Source organism: Bifidobacterium jacchi, assembly GCF_009078285.1.
In the GTDB taxonomy this organism is placed as follows: Bacteria; Actinomycetota; Actinomycetes; order Actinomycetales; family Bifidobacteriaceae; genus Bifidobacterium; species Bifidobacterium jacchi.
Genome location: NZ_RQSP01000008.1, coordinates 69,881 through 86,750, shown reverse-complemented (window position 1 = coordinate 86,750; position 16,870 = coordinate 69,881). Strand labels below are relative to the sequence as shown.

General features: G+C 63.9%; 15 protein-coding genes. 3 read left to right on the top strand and 12 right to left on the bottom strand.

Annotation, left to right across the window (positions count from 1 at the left end):
* A partial coding sequence (locus tag EHS19_RS03870) for a glycoside hydrolase family 101 beta sandwich domain-containing protein (protein WP_175578286.1) occupies positions 1-2,707 on the top strand: 2,707 nt, incomplete at its 5' end.
* Positions 2,708-3,042: 335 nt separating this feature from the next.
* Here the strand turns inward: EHS19_RS03870 and EHS19_RS03865 are convergent.
* The 3 genes from EHS19_RS03865 to EHS19_RS03855 all read right to left on the bottom strand — a co-directional run bounded on the left by EHS19_RS03865 (position 3,043) and on the right by EHS19_RS03855 (position 6,186).
* Positions 3,043-3,756, bottom strand: coding sequence for an SDR family NAD(P)-dependent oxidoreductase (locus EHS19_RS03865; protein ID WP_151916468.1), 714 nt, complete (start codon positions 3,754-3,756; stop codon positions 3,043-3,045).
* Between the two features lie 78 nt (positions 3,757-3,834).
* Positions 3,835-5,124, bottom strand: a complete 1,290-nt coding sequence (locus EHS19_RS03860) for a uracil-xanthine permease family protein (RefSeq protein WP_151916467.1) — start codon at positions 5,122-5,124, stop codon at positions 3,835-3,837.
* 249 nt (positions 5,125-5,373) lie between these two features.
* On the bottom strand, positions 5,374-6,186 hold the full coding sequence (locus tag EHS19_RS03855) for a histidine phosphatase family protein (protein ID WP_151916466.1): 813 nt from the start codon (positions 6,184-6,186) through the stop codon (positions 5,374-5,376).
* Positions 6,187-6,281: 95 nt separating this feature from the next.
* Here EHS19_RS03855 and EHS19_RS03850 point away from each other — a divergent pair, with 95 nt between their 5' ends.
* Positions 6,282-6,980 (top strand): alpha/beta hydrolase, encoded by a 699-nt coding sequence (locus EHS19_RS03850; protein ID WP_151916465.1) that lies wholly within the window; start codon positions 6,282-6,284, stop codon positions 6,978-6,980.
* Positions 6,981-7,071: 91 nt separating this feature from the next.
* Here EHS19_RS03850 and EHS19_RS03845 read toward each other — a convergent pair whose 3' ends face one another.
* The 5 genes from EHS19_RS03845 to EHS19_RS03825 form a co-directional block, all read right to left on the bottom strand.
* Positions 7,072-7,743, bottom strand: coding sequence for a haloacid dehalogenase-like hydrolase (locus EHS19_RS03845; RefSeq protein ID WP_151916464.1), 672 nt, complete (start codon positions 7,741-7,743; stop codon positions 7,072-7,074).
* Entirely contained in the window at positions 7,740-8,861 is a 1,122-nt protein-coding gene (locus EHS19_RS03840) for a glycosyltransferase family 2 protein (RefSeq protein WP_241677062.1), read from the bottom strand. Before EHS19_RS03840 ends, EHS19_RS03845 begins: the two co-directional genes overlap by 4 nt.
* 1,103 nt (positions 8,862-9,964) lie before the next feature.
* Complete coding sequence (locus tag EHS19_RS03835) at positions 9,965-10,612, bottom strand: alpha/beta hydrolase (RefSeq protein WP_151916480.1); 648 nt, start codon at positions 10,610-10,612, stop codon at positions 9,965-9,967.
* Positions 10,613-10,633: 21 nt separating this feature from the next.
* Positions 10,634-10,846: a zinc ribbon domain-containing protein gene (locus EHS19_RS03830; RefSeq protein WP_151916462.1), complete on the bottom strand. Its 213-nt coding sequence runs from the start codon at positions 10,844-10,846 to the stop codon at positions 10,634-10,636.
* A gap of 221 nt (positions 10,847-11,067) precedes the next feature.
* Entirely contained in the window at positions 11,068-12,309 is a 1,242-nt protein-coding gene (locus tag EHS19_RS03825) for a M20 metallopeptidase family protein (protein ID WP_241677059.1), read from the bottom strand.
* Positions 12,310-12,633: 324 nt separating this feature from the next.
* Here EHS19_RS03825 and EHS19_RS03820 point away from each other — a divergent pair, with 324 nt between their 5' ends.
* Complete coding sequence (locus tag EHS19_RS03820; RefSeq protein WP_151916478.1) at positions 12,634-13,476, top strand: Cof-type HAD-IIB family hydrolase; 843 nt, start codon at positions 12,634-12,636, stop codon at positions 13,474-13,476.
* A gap of 160 nt (positions 13,477-13,636) precedes the next feature.
* Here the strand turns inward: EHS19_RS03820 and EHS19_RS03815 are convergent, their stop codons facing one another.
* The 4 genes from EHS19_RS03815 to EHS19_RS03800 form a co-directional block, all read right to left on the bottom strand.
* Positions 13,637-14,176 carry a peptidylprolyl isomerase gene (locus EHS19_RS03815; RefSeq protein WP_151916461.1) on the bottom strand — a complete coding sequence of 180 codons (540 nt, stop codon included), beginning with the start codon at positions 14,174-14,176 and terminating at the stop codon, positions 13,637-13,639.
* Between the two features lie 29 nt (positions 14,177-14,205).
* Positions 14,206-14,883: a methionine ABC transporter permease gene (locus EHS19_RS03810; protein WP_151916460.1), complete on the bottom strand. Its 678-nt coding sequence runs from the start codon at positions 14,881-14,883 to the stop codon at positions 14,206-14,208.
* A gap of 2 nt (positions 14,884-14,885) precedes the next feature.
* Complete coding sequence (locus EHS19_RS03805) at positions 14,886-15,758, bottom strand: methionine ABC transporter ATP-binding protein (protein WP_175578284.1); 873 nt, start codon at positions 15,756-15,758, stop codon at positions 14,886-14,888.
* A gap of 223 nt (positions 15,759-15,981) precedes the next feature.
* Positions 15,982-16,830 carry a MetQ/NlpA family ABC transporter substrate-binding protein gene (locus EHS19_RS03800; protein WP_175578283.1) on the bottom strand — a complete coding sequence of 283 codons (849 nt, stop codon included), beginning with the start codon at positions 16,828-16,830 and terminating at the stop codon, positions 15,982-15,984.
* Positions 16,831-16,870: the final 40 nt, after the last annotated feature.

Sequence of the window (16,870 nt, the reverse complement as noted above, 5' to 3'; positions counted from 1 at the left end):
GTCGCGCGGCGACAACGGCAAGGACGGCACCGAGTCGTACCTGCTGCCGTGGCTGTGGGATGCGAGCACCGGCAAGCTGGTCGATTCGGCGAACGAGAAGCTGTACCACTGGAACACGCTGGGCGGCACGACCGAGTGGACGCTGCCCGCCGATTGGCGGAATCTCGCGTCGGTGAAAGTGTACGAGCTGACCGATCAGGGCAAGACCAACGAGCAGACCGTTGCCGTCAAGGACGGCAAGGTGTCGCTTGAGGCTGAGGCGCAGACCCCGTACGTGGTGACCAAGGGCGCTGAGCGGCAGCTGAAGGTCACGTGGAGCACGGGCATGCACGCGACCGATGTCGGTTTCAACGACGCCAGGACGCTCGGCGAGAACTGGAAGGTCGCGGCCGGCAAGGACGGCAAGGCGGCGATCGTGGGCACCAGCAACGCGGTGCTCAAGCTGACCGGCGGCGTGAAGGTGTCGCAGAAGCTGACCGATCTGAGGGCCGGCAAGCGCTACGCATTGTATGTGGGCGTGGACAACCGCTCCGGTTCGGCTGCCAGGGTGAGCGTGACCAGTGGCGGCAGGACGCTGGCGACGAACTCGACCGGCAGGTCGATCGCGAAGAACTACGTCAAGGCGTACGCGCACAGCACCACCACCACGATCGAGCAGGGCGTGTCGGGAAGCTACTTCCAGAACATGGTCGTGTGGTTCACCGCACCTGACAGCGGCGACGTGACGGTCGTGCTGTCGCATGACGCGGGCACGGAGGCGACGGGCGCGGCGTACTTCGACGACGTGCGCGTGCTGGAGAACAAGTACGCGGGTCTGACGCTGAACGCGGACGGCACGCTCAAGACGCTGACGAACGACTTCGAGAACAACGCGCAGGGCATCTGGCCGTTCGTGATCGGGCCGATCGAGGGCGTCGAGGACAACCGCACGCACCTGTCGGAGCTGCACGCCCCGTTCACGCAGGCCGACTGGGACGTCAAGAAGATGGACGACGTGCTCGACGGCACCTGGTCGGTCAAGACCCATGGTCTGACGCAGCGCGGCGCCCTCGTCTACCAGACGATCCCGCAGAACGTGCGGCTGGAGCCGGGCGAGACCTACAAGGTCACGTTCAAGTACCAGGCCGGTTCCGACGACATCTACGCGTTCGTGACCGGTGACGGCGAAGGCACCATCACGTCCACCACCAACATCAAGAAGGCGATGGGCAAGAACGCCGACGGCACGTTCACCGCGACCGTCACCGGCTCGGTGACCGGCGACAGCTGGTTCGGCATCTACTCGACCACCACCGCCCCCGACCTGCAGGGCACCAGCGGGAACGCTGCCAATCTTGGCGGCTACAAGGACTTCGTCCTTGACGATCTGAAGGTCGAGCATGTCGCTCCGACCGCGCGCACCAAAGCCGAGGCTCAGGCCAGGCTCGACGATGTGCGGGCGAAGTACGACACGATGCAGGACCAGTATGCGCCGGGCAAGTGGCAGACCTATCAGGATACGGTGGTTCGCATCCGTGTGCTGATCGACAAGGACGGCGCGACGGGAGACGACTTCACCAAGGCATACAACCTCGCCGAAGCGCTCGACGCCTACATGGCCGAAGTCTCCGACAAAGCCTCCGGCGATGCGTGGGATGTGGCATCCGACGCATACACGGTCGAGGCGGGCAGCGTGGAGCCGACCGCCGGCGGAGCGGCCGAGGGACCGGCGAATCTCGCGCAGGACGGCAACGCCGGCACGCAGTGGCACACCGCCTACGACGGGACGGCGGTGGCCAACGGCACCGCATGGTATCAGTTCAACCTCAATAAGCCGACCACCATCGACGGGCTGCGCTATCTGCCTCGCGCGGGTGCCGCGAACGTCAACGGCAAGATCGTGAAGTACAAGGTGACGCTCACCCTCGCCGACGGCACCAGCAAGGATGTCGTCGCCAACGGCACGTTCGACACCGCGACCACGTGGCAGCGAGTCTCCTTCGATGCCGTCAGCAATGTGGTCAAGGTGCGTCTCACCGCGCTTGAGACGACGGGCCGGCTTGCATCCGAGGCAAACAAGTTCGCCGCCGCGGCCGAGCTGCGGGTCACGACGCCGAGGACCTATCAGGCGCAGTCGCCCGACAAGACCAAGCTCGACGAACTGATCGACACGGCCAAGGGCTACAAGGCGAAGGACTACACCGAGGCCAGCTACAAGAAGCTGAGCACAGCGCTCGATGCAGCCCTCAAGGCATCCGGCAACATGAGCGCAACGGCCTACGATGTGGCGCTGGCCGAGGCCAATCTGGGTACCGCGATCAACGGATTGGATGGAGCCGATCCCAAGCCAGATCCCAAGCCAGATCCTGATCCCAAGCCAGATCCAGATCCTGAACCCGATCCAACGCCAAAGCCGGACCCGGATCCCGACCCGACTCCGGATCCCGACCCGGAACCGGAGCCCGATCCGACGCCAAGCCCCGGCCCCGATGCCGGCAACAACGGTGGCAACAACGGAGCCGGCAACGACAACGACAACGGCTCCAAGCCTGATCAGAACAAACCTGATCAGAACAAGCCCGATCAAAGCAAACCCAAGCCGAACGGCAAGACGGACGGACGTATCCCGGATACCGGAGCGCCGGTCGCCGCCGCGATGGCGACGACGCTGCTGCTGACTGCCGCAGCCGCCGCGCTGACGGCACTGCGTCGCCGCAGCCGCCGGTAAGCCACGCTGTCCGGAAGTCAATGCCGCTGATTTCCGGACAGCGGCCAGACAACAGCATGGGGATGGCCCGTCTATACCAATCCGTATAGGCGGGCCATTCCCATATGCGCTGCAATCAGGCCACACTGCAACTAGTGTCCTGCGTCAAAATTCGTTGACGAATTCACTACCCCTCAGTCCCGCGTCTCGGGCCAGCTCCGCTGACAAGGGGAGCCAACAACATAATCAATGAACTTCTGACGCAGGACACTAGGCCACACTGCAACTAGGCCGCGATGACACGGCAATCCGCTGCGCGGCAACGCGCCCTACCGCGCAATCCGCCGCACGGCCGTTCACACGTAGTTGCGTTCGATCAGAATGTCGGAAACGGTCAGATTCGCCTCGCTGAGCAGATTGAACAGCACCACGTCGGCGAGTTCGCCCGCGTTCATGAACGTGTGCTGCTTGGCTTCGGACACGTAGTCGTGGCTGTCGCGGTAGAACGCGGTGTCGATGCCGCCGGGGTACACGCCGACGATCTTCACGCTCGTGCCCTTGTAGGCGGCCTTGAGGCTCTGCGTGTAGCCCTTCTCGCCCCATTTGGCGGCGCAGTACACGGATTCGTTCGCATTGCCGCGCGTGGCGGCGGTGCTCATCACGTTCGCGATCTTCAGATCGGACTCGTGGTCGGCGCGCAGCACGGCGACCGACCACAGCATCATGCCCTTGAGTCCTTTGAGGCAGCGATCGATGTCGGCGCCCTCATAGGCGGCGGGAACCTTGAAGGAGGGCTGCCCCGCGTTGTTGATCAGCAGATCGATGTGGCCAAGCGCCGCGATCTTGGCGACCGAATCCTTGACGAACGCCTCGTCGGACACGTCGCCGACGAAGGCGCGATACTGTTCCGACGAGAGTTCGGCGGAAAGCTCGCTCTGCCGCTCGGCGTTGAAGTCGATGCCGGCGACAAGCCAGCCGCGCTCGATGAGCCCACGGGTCAGCTCGTATCCCAATCCCAGAGCGCTTCCGGTGACGATCGCGATGTTCCTGCCATTCGTTGCATTCGCCATGATGTTCCCTGCCTTCCGACGCATCCGTCCGATGGTGTGATTGTCATGGTCAGCGTATCGAACCGTTCAGACGCGCCGCTACTGGATGTCGGGGTCGGTTTTGTCGATCGTGCCGGTGGCGCGGCCGACGGCCTTGAGTCCGTGATAGACGACGAGCACCGCTATCGTGCCGATGGCGATGCCGTTGAACTGGATGCCGTTGAACGCGAACTCAAACTGGCCGATGGCTACGATCATCACGATCGCGGCGACCATGATGTTGAGCGGCTTGTCGAAGTTGACCTTGTTCTCCACCCAGATGCGGATGCCCATCATGCCGATCATGCCGTAGAGCAGCGTGGTGACACCGCCGAGCACGCCGGCGGGAATCGTGTTGATGATCGCGCCGAACTTCGGGCACAGGCTCAGCAGCAGCGCGAAAGCGGCCGCGCACCAGTAGGCGGCGGTCGAATACACCTTGGTGGCCGCCATCACGCCGATGTTCTCACCGTACGTGGTGGTGCCGGAGCCGCCGCCGAATCCGGCGATCGCGGTGCCCAGACCGTCGGCGAACAGCGCGGTGCCCATCTGGTTGTCGTAGTCGCGGCCGGTCATCTGCGCCACCGACTTGACGTGACCGACGTTTTCGGCGACGAGCACCAGCACGACCGGAAGGAACATCGGCAGAATCGAGAAGTCGACCTGCGGCGTGTGGAACTGCGGCAGACCCACCCATGCGGCCTTGCCGATCGCGGAGAAGTCGACCTGGCCGCGAGCGCAGGCGTACGCATAGCCGACGATCACGCCGAGCAGGATGTTGAGGCGACCGGTGAGCCCCCGGAACAGCACGGCGATGAGCAGCACGGCGAGCAGGGTCACCAGTGCGGTGTCCATGCCCTTCTGCCAGTTCGACCATACGGACGGCGCGAGGTTGAAGCCGATGATCGCCACGATGGCGCCGTTGACGACTGGCGGCATGATGATGTCGATCCACTTGGAGCCGGCGTAGTGCACCAATATGCCGATCAGGGCGAGCAGCAGGCCGGTGACGAGGATGCCGAAGCTGGCGACCGCAAGCCCCTTGCCGGCGGTCTTGACGGCGAGGATCGGCGCGATGAAGCCGAACGACGAGCCGAGGTAGCTGGGCAGCACGTTCCTGTTGATCAGCAGGAACAGCGCGGTGGACAGCGCGGTGAAGAACAGCGTGGTCGACGGATCGAATCCGGTGAGGATCGGCACGAGGAACGTCGCACCGAACATGGCAACGACATGCTGCGCGCCGATGCCGACCGTGCGCGGCCATGTCAGCCGCTCGTCGGGTTCGACCACCTCGCCGGGGGCGAGCGTCCTGCCGTCGCCGTGGATCTTCCATGTGAACAGGTTCGTCATGACCGACTCCTTACCTCTCTAGTCATACGGCGTCGTCATCGTGCACGCCGTCGCATCGTCAGCCATTGTAGCCGGTGCGCGTCACCACCAACCGCCGCACCTAGTCACCGGCGCGTCACCGGCACGCAATCAGCGAGCAACCATGCCGTCACCAGGAATTCACCATGCCAACCGCCACGGCATGCCAGCCTCTGCCGGCTTCCCGCAGCCGCCGGGGCTTCCCGCAGCCGCCGGACCGCAGTCGAGGCATCACAGATGCGGATCGACCGCCTGCACCACGTCCACCAGATCGCCGTTGGACAGCGTGGGTCGCTTGAATTCACGCCATTCCTCGACGCGCACCTCCCATTTGCCGCTGTCCTCGCCGAGCACGGGCCGCGCGGTCTGCTCCCAGCGGAACCGGCGATGCGTGCGGCCGGTGGAGGGGTCGCGCCGCGAATAGTGCAGGCATGTGCAGTTGGTGATCGTCCAATCAGGGGATGCGGCCCGGCGCATGAACTCCTCGTCCGACAGATCCTCCAACGTGAGCATCAACGCGAGCATCAGATCGCCATGGCTGACCATGACAACCGATTCGGCATCGGACTTGCGGTTGAGCGACGTGAGCAGATTATGCACGCGGTTCTCCGCCACGTCGGCGATCGACTCGCCTGCCGGCGGACGCCAGTAGAGCGGATCGGTGTTCTTGAACATCCAGTTGCGCGGATAGTTGCCCCGGAAATCGTCCTTGGTGATCGTGTTGATCTCGCCCCAGGAGCGTTCGCGAAGCACGCGCGTCTCCTCCCATTTCGCCTTGGGCAGCGCCATCGTGGCGGCGGTCTCGCGCGTGCGGACGAACGGGGAGACCAGATATCGGTCGAACAGCTGCTGCTGCGACACCAGCCAGCGCCCGATGCAGTCGGCCTGCCTGCGACCGGTCGAGGTGAGACGCCACGACCGGTCGGGAACGGTGACGTTGTCCTGCGTGTAGAGCGAATTGTCGCCCTGCTCGCCGGCGTTGATGATCACGTTCGCCTCCGACTCGCCGTGGCGGATGATGTAGAGATCCAAAGGCATTGTCATACCGCACCACGCTACCCGTGAAGACGGACGCGGGGCGGTTCGCAAAGGCGGACGCGGGGCGGTATGCGAACCCATGCACGCCTACAATTGGCGGCATGAGACTGAACGCGACCGCGCACATCGATTTTTCGGCGGAATCGGAACCGCTGCTGCTCATGTTCCACGGATACGGCAATGACGAGACCGAGATGATCCGTGTGATCGATGCCGTCTACCGCGACGGAGCCGAGCCGAGCTATCTGTCGTTCGCCGCGCCGCATCTGCGGCCGTATCTCGGCGGGCGCTACTGGTATCCGGACGGATGCGGCGTCGAGGAGCGGCGTCGCGCGTGCCGCGCAGCGGGCGCGGCGGTCGTCGCGATGATCGACGCGCCGGTGTTCTCGCGGCGGTCGAAGGTGCTGATCGGCTTTTCGCAGGGCGGCTATCTCGCCTACCGGATGGTCGTCGATCATCCCGATCTGTTCGATGCGGCGGTGCTGCTGTCCCCGTCGTTCAAGGGGGAACGCGGAACCGTGCTGGACTGTCGGACGCGGTTCATGCTTGCCTATGGCGGCACCGACGTGACGATTCCGCCGGCCGATCAGCTGACCGCACGGCATGTGCTCGCCCAGTCAGGACGGCTCGTCTACCGCGAATACAAGGACATGGGTCATGCGATCTGCGATCGGGAGATCGCCGACATCCATGATTTCCTGCATCCGGCCGGCGCCGGCGTCGCGTCCGCCGTCGAGCCGACCACGCTGTTCGCCGCATCGCATCAGCGGATGATCGGCGCTCGTCGGGGGCGGCGCTGATCCGCCTGATTTCGATGCCGCCTGTACGGCGTCATCCGACGCCATTGTTCGCCATCCGTGGCTATTGGTCGCTATTTGACGCTACTTAACGCTATTTGACGCGGGTGATGCACGATCCCCTGACCATGTAGGCGCGGCGGGCCAGATCGATCATCGGCTGATCGAACGCGCTGTCGGTGTAGAATTCGTCGATCACCGCGTCGTCGCCCATGATCTCGCGAAAGCGGCGCACCTTGTTGACGTTGAAGTTGAGATACGTGACCTCAAGCGTGCTCGGGTCGATGACCGACGAGATCAGTCGACTCACGCCAAGTCGCCGGCATGCCTCGCCGACGGTCAGGTCGAAGGATGCGGTGAGGATCACGTCGTCCTCGCGCGGGTGGTACCACGGTTTGATGCGGTTCATGCGATGATCCCAGAAGTCCGACACCACGGCGTCGAGTCCGGCCGTCCTCGCGTCATCCCGGACCGGCCGCATGCCCACCGGCGTATGTGCCAAGGCACCCATCGCCGCCGTATGTCTGCGCATCAGTCGCGCGGCGCCGGCGGAGACGGACAGACGTTCCAGATACCGTTTCGTCACGTCGCCGACCCGCGCCTCCATCTGCTCTAGGGTGGCGCGGCCGAGCTTGTAGCGGATGGCGCAGCGCAGCACCGGCGAAAGGTAACGCAGCACCGAAGGATCATAGCGCACGCTGTACAGATAGAGATCGAACAGGCTCTCCCCGTCATAGATCGTGCCGTCGAAGTCGAACACCCTCATGCTCGTCGGTCCCGTGATCGCCGGTCCTGTGATCTCCGGTCCCGGCCACGCTCGGCCGCATCCGCGGATTCGAGCTCGGCGTCTCCCGACTCGCGCATCGACTGCAGCCAGCCGCGTCCCATACGCGCCCAGTCCTCGCGCATCTGGTCGAAATCCTCCAACGCACCGTTGACGGAGCGTTTGAGCAGTTCGATGAGCGATCGCGTCGATTCGGGCACATCGGCCTTCTCATCATCCAGATCCCGGCTGAGCACGGCGATGCGGTCGCGCAGGGCATCCTCCTGACGCGGATCGACCTTGAACTTGGCGACGATCGACTGGCGTATCGTCTCATAGTCGAGATTGGCGAGAAAGTTGAGCTGCTGCACCTTCATGAACTGCCTGAGCTCGGGATAGCGCGCCAGAATATAGGCCTCACGGTCATCGGCCGACGCCATCCAGTCATGCAGCGTGCGCATGTTCCAGCTGGACATGATCGACCCCTGTCGCATCCGGTAGTGGTACAGCACCTCGGGAATGCGCACCACCCGATGCGATTCGCCGATCACGTTGCAGATGCGGGCCATGTCCTCGATCTTGCGCCCTACCGGAAACGAGAATCCGTGCTCGCGGTAGATGGGCGCGGCGGCGATGAACGACCAGAAGTAGCTGTCGATCTCGGCTTTGACCTGCGCCTTGATCGCCTCAACCGGACTGAGGATCGTCACCTCGTCGAAATCGTTGTGCCGATAGGAGGATTTGAGCGTGCGACCGGTCTCGCTGATCGTGTCGAACTGGAACATCACCAGATCGGCGTCGTAGTGGTGCGCGGCGTCGAGCGTGCGTTCGATGAGACTCGGAGCGACCATGTCGTCGGAATCCACGAAATAGATCCAATCGCCATGCGAGGCGGCGAGTCCGGCATTGCGGGCATCGGACAGACCGCCGTTGGTCTTGTGGATCACACGAATGCGACCGTCCTTCGCCGCCCACGCGTCGCACATGGCCGGGCAACGGTCAGGCGAGCCGTCGTCGACGAGCAGAATCTCAAGGTTGCGATACGTCTGTGCGACCACGCCTTGCACGCAGGCATCCAGAAATCGTTCCACACCGTACACCGGTATGATGACCGACACCAGCGGGGAGCCCTCCCCTTGGGAACCCGTCTCCAAGGAATCCTCCCCCCGGATGCCCTCCCTTTGGGCGCTCTGGATGATTCCGGCGCTCGTCTCGTTGCGATTCATGGCCAATATTCCCTTCGTCGCCTACAACTGCGGGTCATTCTACCCGCACCGGCCTATAAGGCAGCCCTCGGTTCGGCCCCATCCCGCCGAGTCCGATGCCGGCGACCGAAGCGGAACATGAACAGGCCATCGATTTTCGTTCCGTCCCATTGATCTGTGGGATGCAACGTCAAAACGAGCTGGAATTATGTTGCGTCCCACTGATCCGTGGGACGGAATGAAGAATGAGCCGTTATTGACGTTCCGTCCCACTCGCTCCTTGCACCATGCCAATTCCGCCATGGGCGATGCGCGCATAAACCGCCATTTTCCAACGTTTTTACCTGATTACTGCCTGAGCGTTCGCTGTGACATGGAAGGAGTCGTGGGACGCAACACCCGAATGGGCCCGATTTTCGTTCCGTCCCACTGAGTTGTGGGACGCAACGCAATATGAGTCTGTTTTCACGTTCCGTCCCACGGGTTCGTGGTTCGTGAGAATCAGGGGAATCAATTGTGCGAAATACTTCAAGTCCCCTGAGTTGTGTCGAGTACCATGAGTGGTTTGTCTTGTAATTGCCTGAGTGATGCTGCATCCTCTTCGGGACCGTTGCCGTCAAGCTGACAGCAGAGCTGTCTGTGGGCAACGTCGCTCGACGAGCGTCGAGCCAGCAAACCGCGCGCACAGCGCGACCATGATTGCAGGACCGTTGCCGTCAGCAAGGCTGACTGGGAAACAACGGAAGTCGGGTCCCCCTCGTCAGGGAGGGCCGATATCGCTCAGACAATTGCGAGACGGACCGCTAGTGTCCTGCGTCAGAAAATCGCTGACGAATTCACTACCCCTCAGTCCCGCTTCGCGGGCCAGCTCGCCGCAATCACGGACGCGCTGTGCGCGCGGTTTGCTGGCTCGCCGGTCGGCTCGCACAGCACCTACAAACAGCTCCGCTGTTTGCTTTACGGTGCTGTCCTGACAAGGGGAGCCAACAACATAATCAACGAACTACTGACACAGGACGCTAGCCCATGTAGGGACGGGCGAGGTCTGCCTCGACAAGGAACGCGGAGACGTCGCGCATCTCGGCCATGCAGATGCTGTGCGCCATGCCCGGATAGATCCGCTCGGTCAGCGCGGTGTGCGCGGCGTAGAATGCGGACATGGCCTCGACCTCCTCGACCGGGAAGATGTCGTCGGCGGAACCGTGCCCGTAGAACATCGGCGGGCGACGCCGGGCCAGCGCATCATCCTGCGGAAGCGCGCCATGCGCGAGGAATCCGGAGAAGCTGACCGCGGCCGCATAGCGCGACGGATTGAGACGCAGCATCTCGCCGGCGAGCAGACCGCCCTGCGAGAAGCCCATGACGACGACCTTGCGATCGGCATCGATGTTCTCGCTCACCCACGCGTCGATCGCCTCGCCGGCCTGCCGCGCCTGATCATCAAGCGACGCGCCGGTGGGCACGCCCTCATGCTCCCAGTGGCCGAACCACGTGTATCCCATGCCGTAGGCGATCGGCGCGCGCAGCGAGGCGTAGTCCGCGCCAGTCGCGCAATAGGCGAGCAGACTCGGCAGATCATGCTCGTTCGAGCCCCATCCATGCAGCAGCACATAGACGGGCCCCTTGCCATCGCGATCGATCGATGTCAGCGCATGCGTGATCGACAAAGTCGACATAGCAGCCCCCGATCAGCCGACGAGGAAGTCGAGCACGTTCATGCCCGTGCCCGTCTGGGCACGGTACAGCTCGGTATAGCCGCACTGCACGCAGCTGATCGTGATGAACTTCTTGTTCTGCACGTTGAACAGCTTGGCGACGTTGCCGCCCGTCGCCTGAAACTGGTCGCTTTCATAGTTGCGGCAACCGCATTTGACGCACACGTACTGCACCTGACCCGCCATGATGGCTCCTTTCCTCCGGCAATCGCAATCCGAAACCATCGTCCGAACAACAATCCGATCATTCCGTCAATCCCATGCTACCCGCAGGACAGGCCCGATCAGGTCAGCCCCGCCGCCACCGGCGCCGGCACAGCACAAGCAGCCATGCAGCCGTCCGGCGTAACAGTGCAGCGCAGCCCGCCGTTCAGCGTGGTCGTGCGGCCGCGCAGCGCATCCGTTCGTCAGGCTAATTCGCGCAGCACGCGCAGTGCGGCGTTGACATAGAAATCAACGGCCGGCGCGACCGCGGCGTCAAGCCCGACGAAACGGGGACTATGCCAGTCGGCGCATCCCGGCCGACCGTTCGAGCCGACGAACGCGAACACCAGCCGCGACCTGAGGCCGAACTCCACGAAATCCTCGCCCGCCATGCTCGGACGGATCGGCATGAGCCGCGCGTATCCGGGCACATCGGCCGCCACGGCGCGCGACAGGGATGCGTCGCCGACCAGCGGAATCTGGATGCAATCCCACTCGACATCCGCCGTGATCGCGAACGCGGCGGCGATATGCTGCACCTCGTCGGCGAAGCGACGCCGCACCAGCGTCTCGTCATCCATGTCGAAGAACCGAACCGTGCCCTGGAAACCGGCCTCGGCGGGCACGACGTTCCACACATGCCCGCCATGCACCTCGGTGATCGACAACGCCAGCGCATGGAACGGGGAGACGTTGCGACTCACGATGGTCTGCAATGCGAGAATCATCGTGGCGAGCGCCTCGATCGGACCGGTGCCCTTGTGCGGATATCCGGCGTGCGTGCCATGCGCGTGCAGCGTGACCTTGAACTTCACGCAACCGGCCATCATCGGCTCGACGCCGACGGCGATCTCGCCGGGAGCATAATTCGGATTGTTGTGCGTGCCGATGATCGCCTCGACGCCATCGACCACGCCGGCGTCCACCATGGCTCGCGCGCCCAGTCCCAGCTCCTCGGCCGGCTGGAAGACGATCCTCACGCTTCCGGCGATGCGGTCGCGGTGCGCGGCGAGCCAGAACGCGGCGCCCAGCAGACCGGACATGTGCAGATCGTGCCCGCAGCCGTGCATCACCCCCTCGTTGAGCGAGGCGAACGGCAGACCGGTGTCCTCGCGGATCGGCAGACCGTCGATGTCGGCGCGCAACGCGATGCACGGACCGGGCCGCTCCCCCTCGATCAGCCCCACCACGCCGGTCTTCATCGGCGTGTCGAGCACCGTGATGCCGTGATCGCGCAGCTGGGCGGCCAGGTACGCGCTGGTCTCGTATTCCTCGAAGCTGCGTTCGGGATGCGCGTGCAGATAATGGCGGATGCCGATCAGCTCGTCGCCCGCGCCGACATGCACCGCCGCCGCATCCGCCCCACCGTTCGCACCGCTCGTCTGGCCGGCACTGCTCGACTCGTCCGCCGCGGTCTCGCTGATCGTGACATCGCCGCTCATCATCGGACCCCTTCCCTCTCGTCGTGATCGCCCGGATCACCCATATCGCACGAATCGTACCGCATGCCGCACCCACGTCGCATCCCGACTTCGCGCATCGGACGTACACTGGATTGCGGGATCACTGGATTACGGAACCATGCATCGACGGCCTCGCCGAACGTCGGCGGACAGCGCGGCACGCCGCCGATCACCGCCGTGCCGCCGATCACCAACGACATGGCCAGCGACTCGGCCGGCGCACCGCACCGGTCCGGCACCGACGTGGAGCCGGAGACGACCCGCCCCGGCATCCTGCAACACAACACGAAATCCAAGGAGAATCGCATGACAGCCGTCAGCACGCTACCGACCACTCCGCACGACTTCGACCCAGCCGACGTCAAAGCGGCGTTCTTCGACATCGACGGCACGCTGACCAGCTTCGTCACGCACGAGATTCCCGACTCCACGATCGAGGCGCTGCACCGGCTGCAGGCGCGCGGTGTGCGCACGTTCATCTGCTCGGGTCGCGCCCCCTCGCACATGACCGTCGTGCTCGACATGATGCCGGTGCATTTCGACGGGATCGTGGCGCTCAACGGCCAGTACTGCTTCGACGACCACGGCTTTTTGGAGAAGGAGCCGCTGCTGGAATCGGACGTGACGACCATCACCGCATGGCTCGACGCGCATCCCGACGTGGTCGCGAACTACTGCGAGAAGGATTACGTGTACTTCAACCAGATCACCGAGGCGATGCGCCGCACATGGGCGCAGCTGGGCAAGACCGCGCCGACCACGCACATCGACGACCCGCACACCCGCCCGGCCACGCATGAGACGTTCCAGATCAGCCCGTATGTGACGCTGGAGCAGGAGGCCGAGATCGAGGGGCTGTGCCGCAACGTGAAGGGCGTGCGCTGGCACCCCGACTTCGTCGATCTCATTCCGGCCGACGGCGGCAAGCCGGAGGGCATGAAACGGTTCATGCGACACTACGGCTGGAGTCGCGAGCAGACCGTCGCATTCGGCGACGGCGGCAACGACGCCACGATGCTGGAATTCGCCGGACTCGGCGTGGCGATGGGCAATGCGACCGAGCCGGCGCGCCAAGCCGCCGACTACATCACCGACGACGTCGACCACGACGGGATCATGAACGCGCTGACGCGATTCGGGGTGCTGTAGGCAGCCGCAACGCATTCGGGGACATCGCCCGCAGGCGACATCCCCGAATATGAATGCGAATGGCGATTGGACGGACCCATCGGATTGCCGGAAGTCGATGCCGGCGATCCGATATCCGACAATCCGGTATCCGACAATCCGGTATCCGACGATCCGGCCGCTACTTGACGACCTCGATCGACATGATGCCCGCCGGCTCCAGCGGAGCGTCGGACGCATCGGTGGGCACCGCCTCAAGCCGATCCACGACCCGCTTGGACGCGTCGTCGGCCACCTCGCCGAAGATGGTGTGGTGACCGTCGAGCCACGGCGTGGGCACGGTGGTGATGAAGAACTGCGATCCGTTGGTGCCGTGGATGCGCCCGTCATGGCCTCGACGCAGGCCGGCGTTCGCCATGGCGAGCAGGTACGGACGGTCGAACGTGAGCGACGGGTCGATCTCGTCGTCGAACTCGTATCCGGGGCCGCCGGTGCCGTTGCCGAGCGGACAGCCGCCCTGGATCATGAAGTCCTTGATGATGCGATGGAAGGTCAGTCCATCGTAGAACGGCTCATGGGAGGGCTGTCCGGAGAACGGATCCTTCCATTCCTTGTCGCCGGTGGCGAGTCCGATGAAGTTCGCCACGGTCTTGGGCGCGGCGTCGTCGAACAGGTTGATGGTGATGTCACCTTCGGAGGTGTGCATGATAACTGTGGTCATAGCGGTTCAGTCTAGCAGCCGGCATGAGACTATCGCGCATGGTGGTCGATGCGCCGGGCGATCCAGTCGCCGAGGGACTGCACGATCTGCACCAGAATAATGCTGAGCACCACGGCGACGAGCATCACATCGTACTGGTAGCGCTGATAGCCGTATCTGATGGCGATGTCGCCCAGACCGCCTGCGCCCACCGTGCCCGCCATCGCCGAATAGCCGAACAGGTTGATGAACGTGATCGCCGCGCCGCGCACCAGCGACGGCAGGCTTTCGACCAGCAGCACCTTGGTGACGATCTGCCATCCGTTCGCGCCGAAGCTCTGCGCCGCCTCGATCAGGCCGCCGTCCACCTCGGCGAGCGACTGCTCGACCATGCGGGCCACGAACGGCGCCGCGGAGATGACCAGCGGCACCATCGCGCCTTCGACGCCCAGCGATGTGCCGACGATGAGTCTGGTGAACGGGATGATCGCCACCAGCAGAATGATGAACGGAATCGAACGGCCGATGTTGACGATCCAGCCGAGGACCGCGTTGAGCGCACGGTGCGGCCAGATCGACTTCGGGGCGGTGATGGTCAGCAATACGCCCAGCGGAATGCCGAGCACGTAGGCGATCAGCGTGGACACGCCGGTCATGATCAGCGTGTCGCGCGTGCCTTCGAGCAGCAGCTCGCCGTAGTCGGCGATGAATGCGTTGATCTGTTCCATGCTCAGCGGCCCTCCTCCTGCGCATCCTGCGCGGATTGCGCGGATTGCCCGGATTGTACGGATTGCGCGGTACCGATCTGCGCGCCGCCGACCTGCGCGCTCTGCCCGGCGGCGTCGCTCTCGTCGCGCCCGTTCTGCTCATTGGCGCTGGCGATCAATGATTTGAGCACGTCGCTGTGCGGATTGGCGAACAGCTCGGCGGTATCGCCCATCTCGACGATGTTGCCGCCGTCGATCATCGCCACCCGGTCGCAGATGTTGCGCGCCACCGACAGCGAATGCGTGATGACGACCAGCGTCACCCCCAGATCGCGGTTGATGCGCCGCAGCAGGTCGAGTATCTGCACGGTGGTGGTCGAATCGAGTGCGCTGGTCGCCTCGTCGCACAGCATGATCTTCGGCTCGTTGGCGAGCGCCCTCGCGATGGCGACGCGCTGCTGCTGTCCGCCGGAAAGCTGGCTCGGATAGCGGTTCTCGAATCCTTCGAGGCCGACGAGCCGCAGCAGTCTTCTGGCCCGTTCGACGCGCTGCGCCTTGGGCCGGTGGGCGAGTTCGAGCGGGAACGTCACGTTGCGCAGCACAGTGCGCTGCTGGAAAAGGCTGAAGTCCTGAAAGATCATGCCGATCGTGGAACGCAGCTTGGTCAGCTCGCCGCCGGTGACGTCCGTCACGTCGACCCCATCGATGAGCACCCGCCCGGATGTCGGCCGCTCCAACAGGTTGATGGTGCGCACCAGCGTCGATTTGCCGGCACCGGACGATCCGAGGATGCCGAACACCTCGCCGTCGTTGATGGTCAGATTGATGTCGTGCAGCACCTCGTGCGCCTGGGCGCCGGTGCCGTAGCTTTTCTTGAGATGGTCGAATCGGATCACGTCTGCATGCCCTTCCTGCCTGTCCGTCCGTACGTGTTTCGTTACGCGCCGGCACCCTGGCACATGGCAATGCCGCGTGCCGGACACGTGAGGTCCGACGCGCGGCATGCGCCCTGAACGATCGTTCTGAGCGGATTGCCCTAGGTGGATTGCCCAGAACGAATCACCCAGATGCGGATTGCCCAGATGCGCCGAACAGCGTGCCGATCAGCGTGTATGCCGATCAGAAGACCGGCACCACGGCGCCCTTGTAGGTGTCGTTGATGTAGTCGCGCACCTCGCTGGAGTTGAGCGCCTTCTTGAGCTCCTTCGTCTTGTCGGTGTTCTCGTTGCCCTCCTTGACGACCAGGATGTTGGCGTAGGTCTTCGCGGCGATGCCGTCGGCCTTTTCGGTCGCCAGCGCGTCCTTGGTCGGGTCGAACTTCGCCTGGATGGCGTAGTTGCCGTTGAGGGCTGCGATGTCGACGTCGCTGAGCACGGTCGGCACGACGGCGGCCTCAAGCTCCTTGAACTGGAGGTTCTTCGGGTTGGAGACGATGTCCTTGGGTGTGGAGTTGATGTCCTCGGGGTTCTTGAGCTCGATCAGGCCGGCGTCCTGAAGCAGCAGCAGCGCGCGGGCCTCGTTGGTGGCGTCGTTCGGGACGGCCACCGTGGCGCCGTCCTTGAGATCGTCAAGCGACTTGGTCTTGCCCGGGTAGAGGCCGAACGGCTCGAAGTGGACCGTCTCGACCGAGACCAGATGCGTGCCCTTCTCCTTGTTGAAGTTGTCAAGGTACGGCTTGTGCTGGAAGTAGTTGGCGTCGACGTCGCCATCCTCGGTGGCGGTGTTCGGCTGCACGTAGTCGGTGAACTCCTTGACCTCAAGCTTGTAGCCGTCCTTTTCGAGAATCGGCTTGACCGCCTTGTTGAGGATTTCGGCGTGCGGGGTCGGGCTTGCGGCCACGGTGATGGTCTTGTCGTCCTCCTTGCTGGTCGCGCTCGATCCGCCGCATGCGGCCAGACCGACGCTCACCGCGACGGCGACCGCGGCGGCCACCACGGATTTGATGATTCGCGTATTGATGATCTGCATGATGACGTCCTCTCTCTTTTCCGTCTCTCTGCGAACCGCC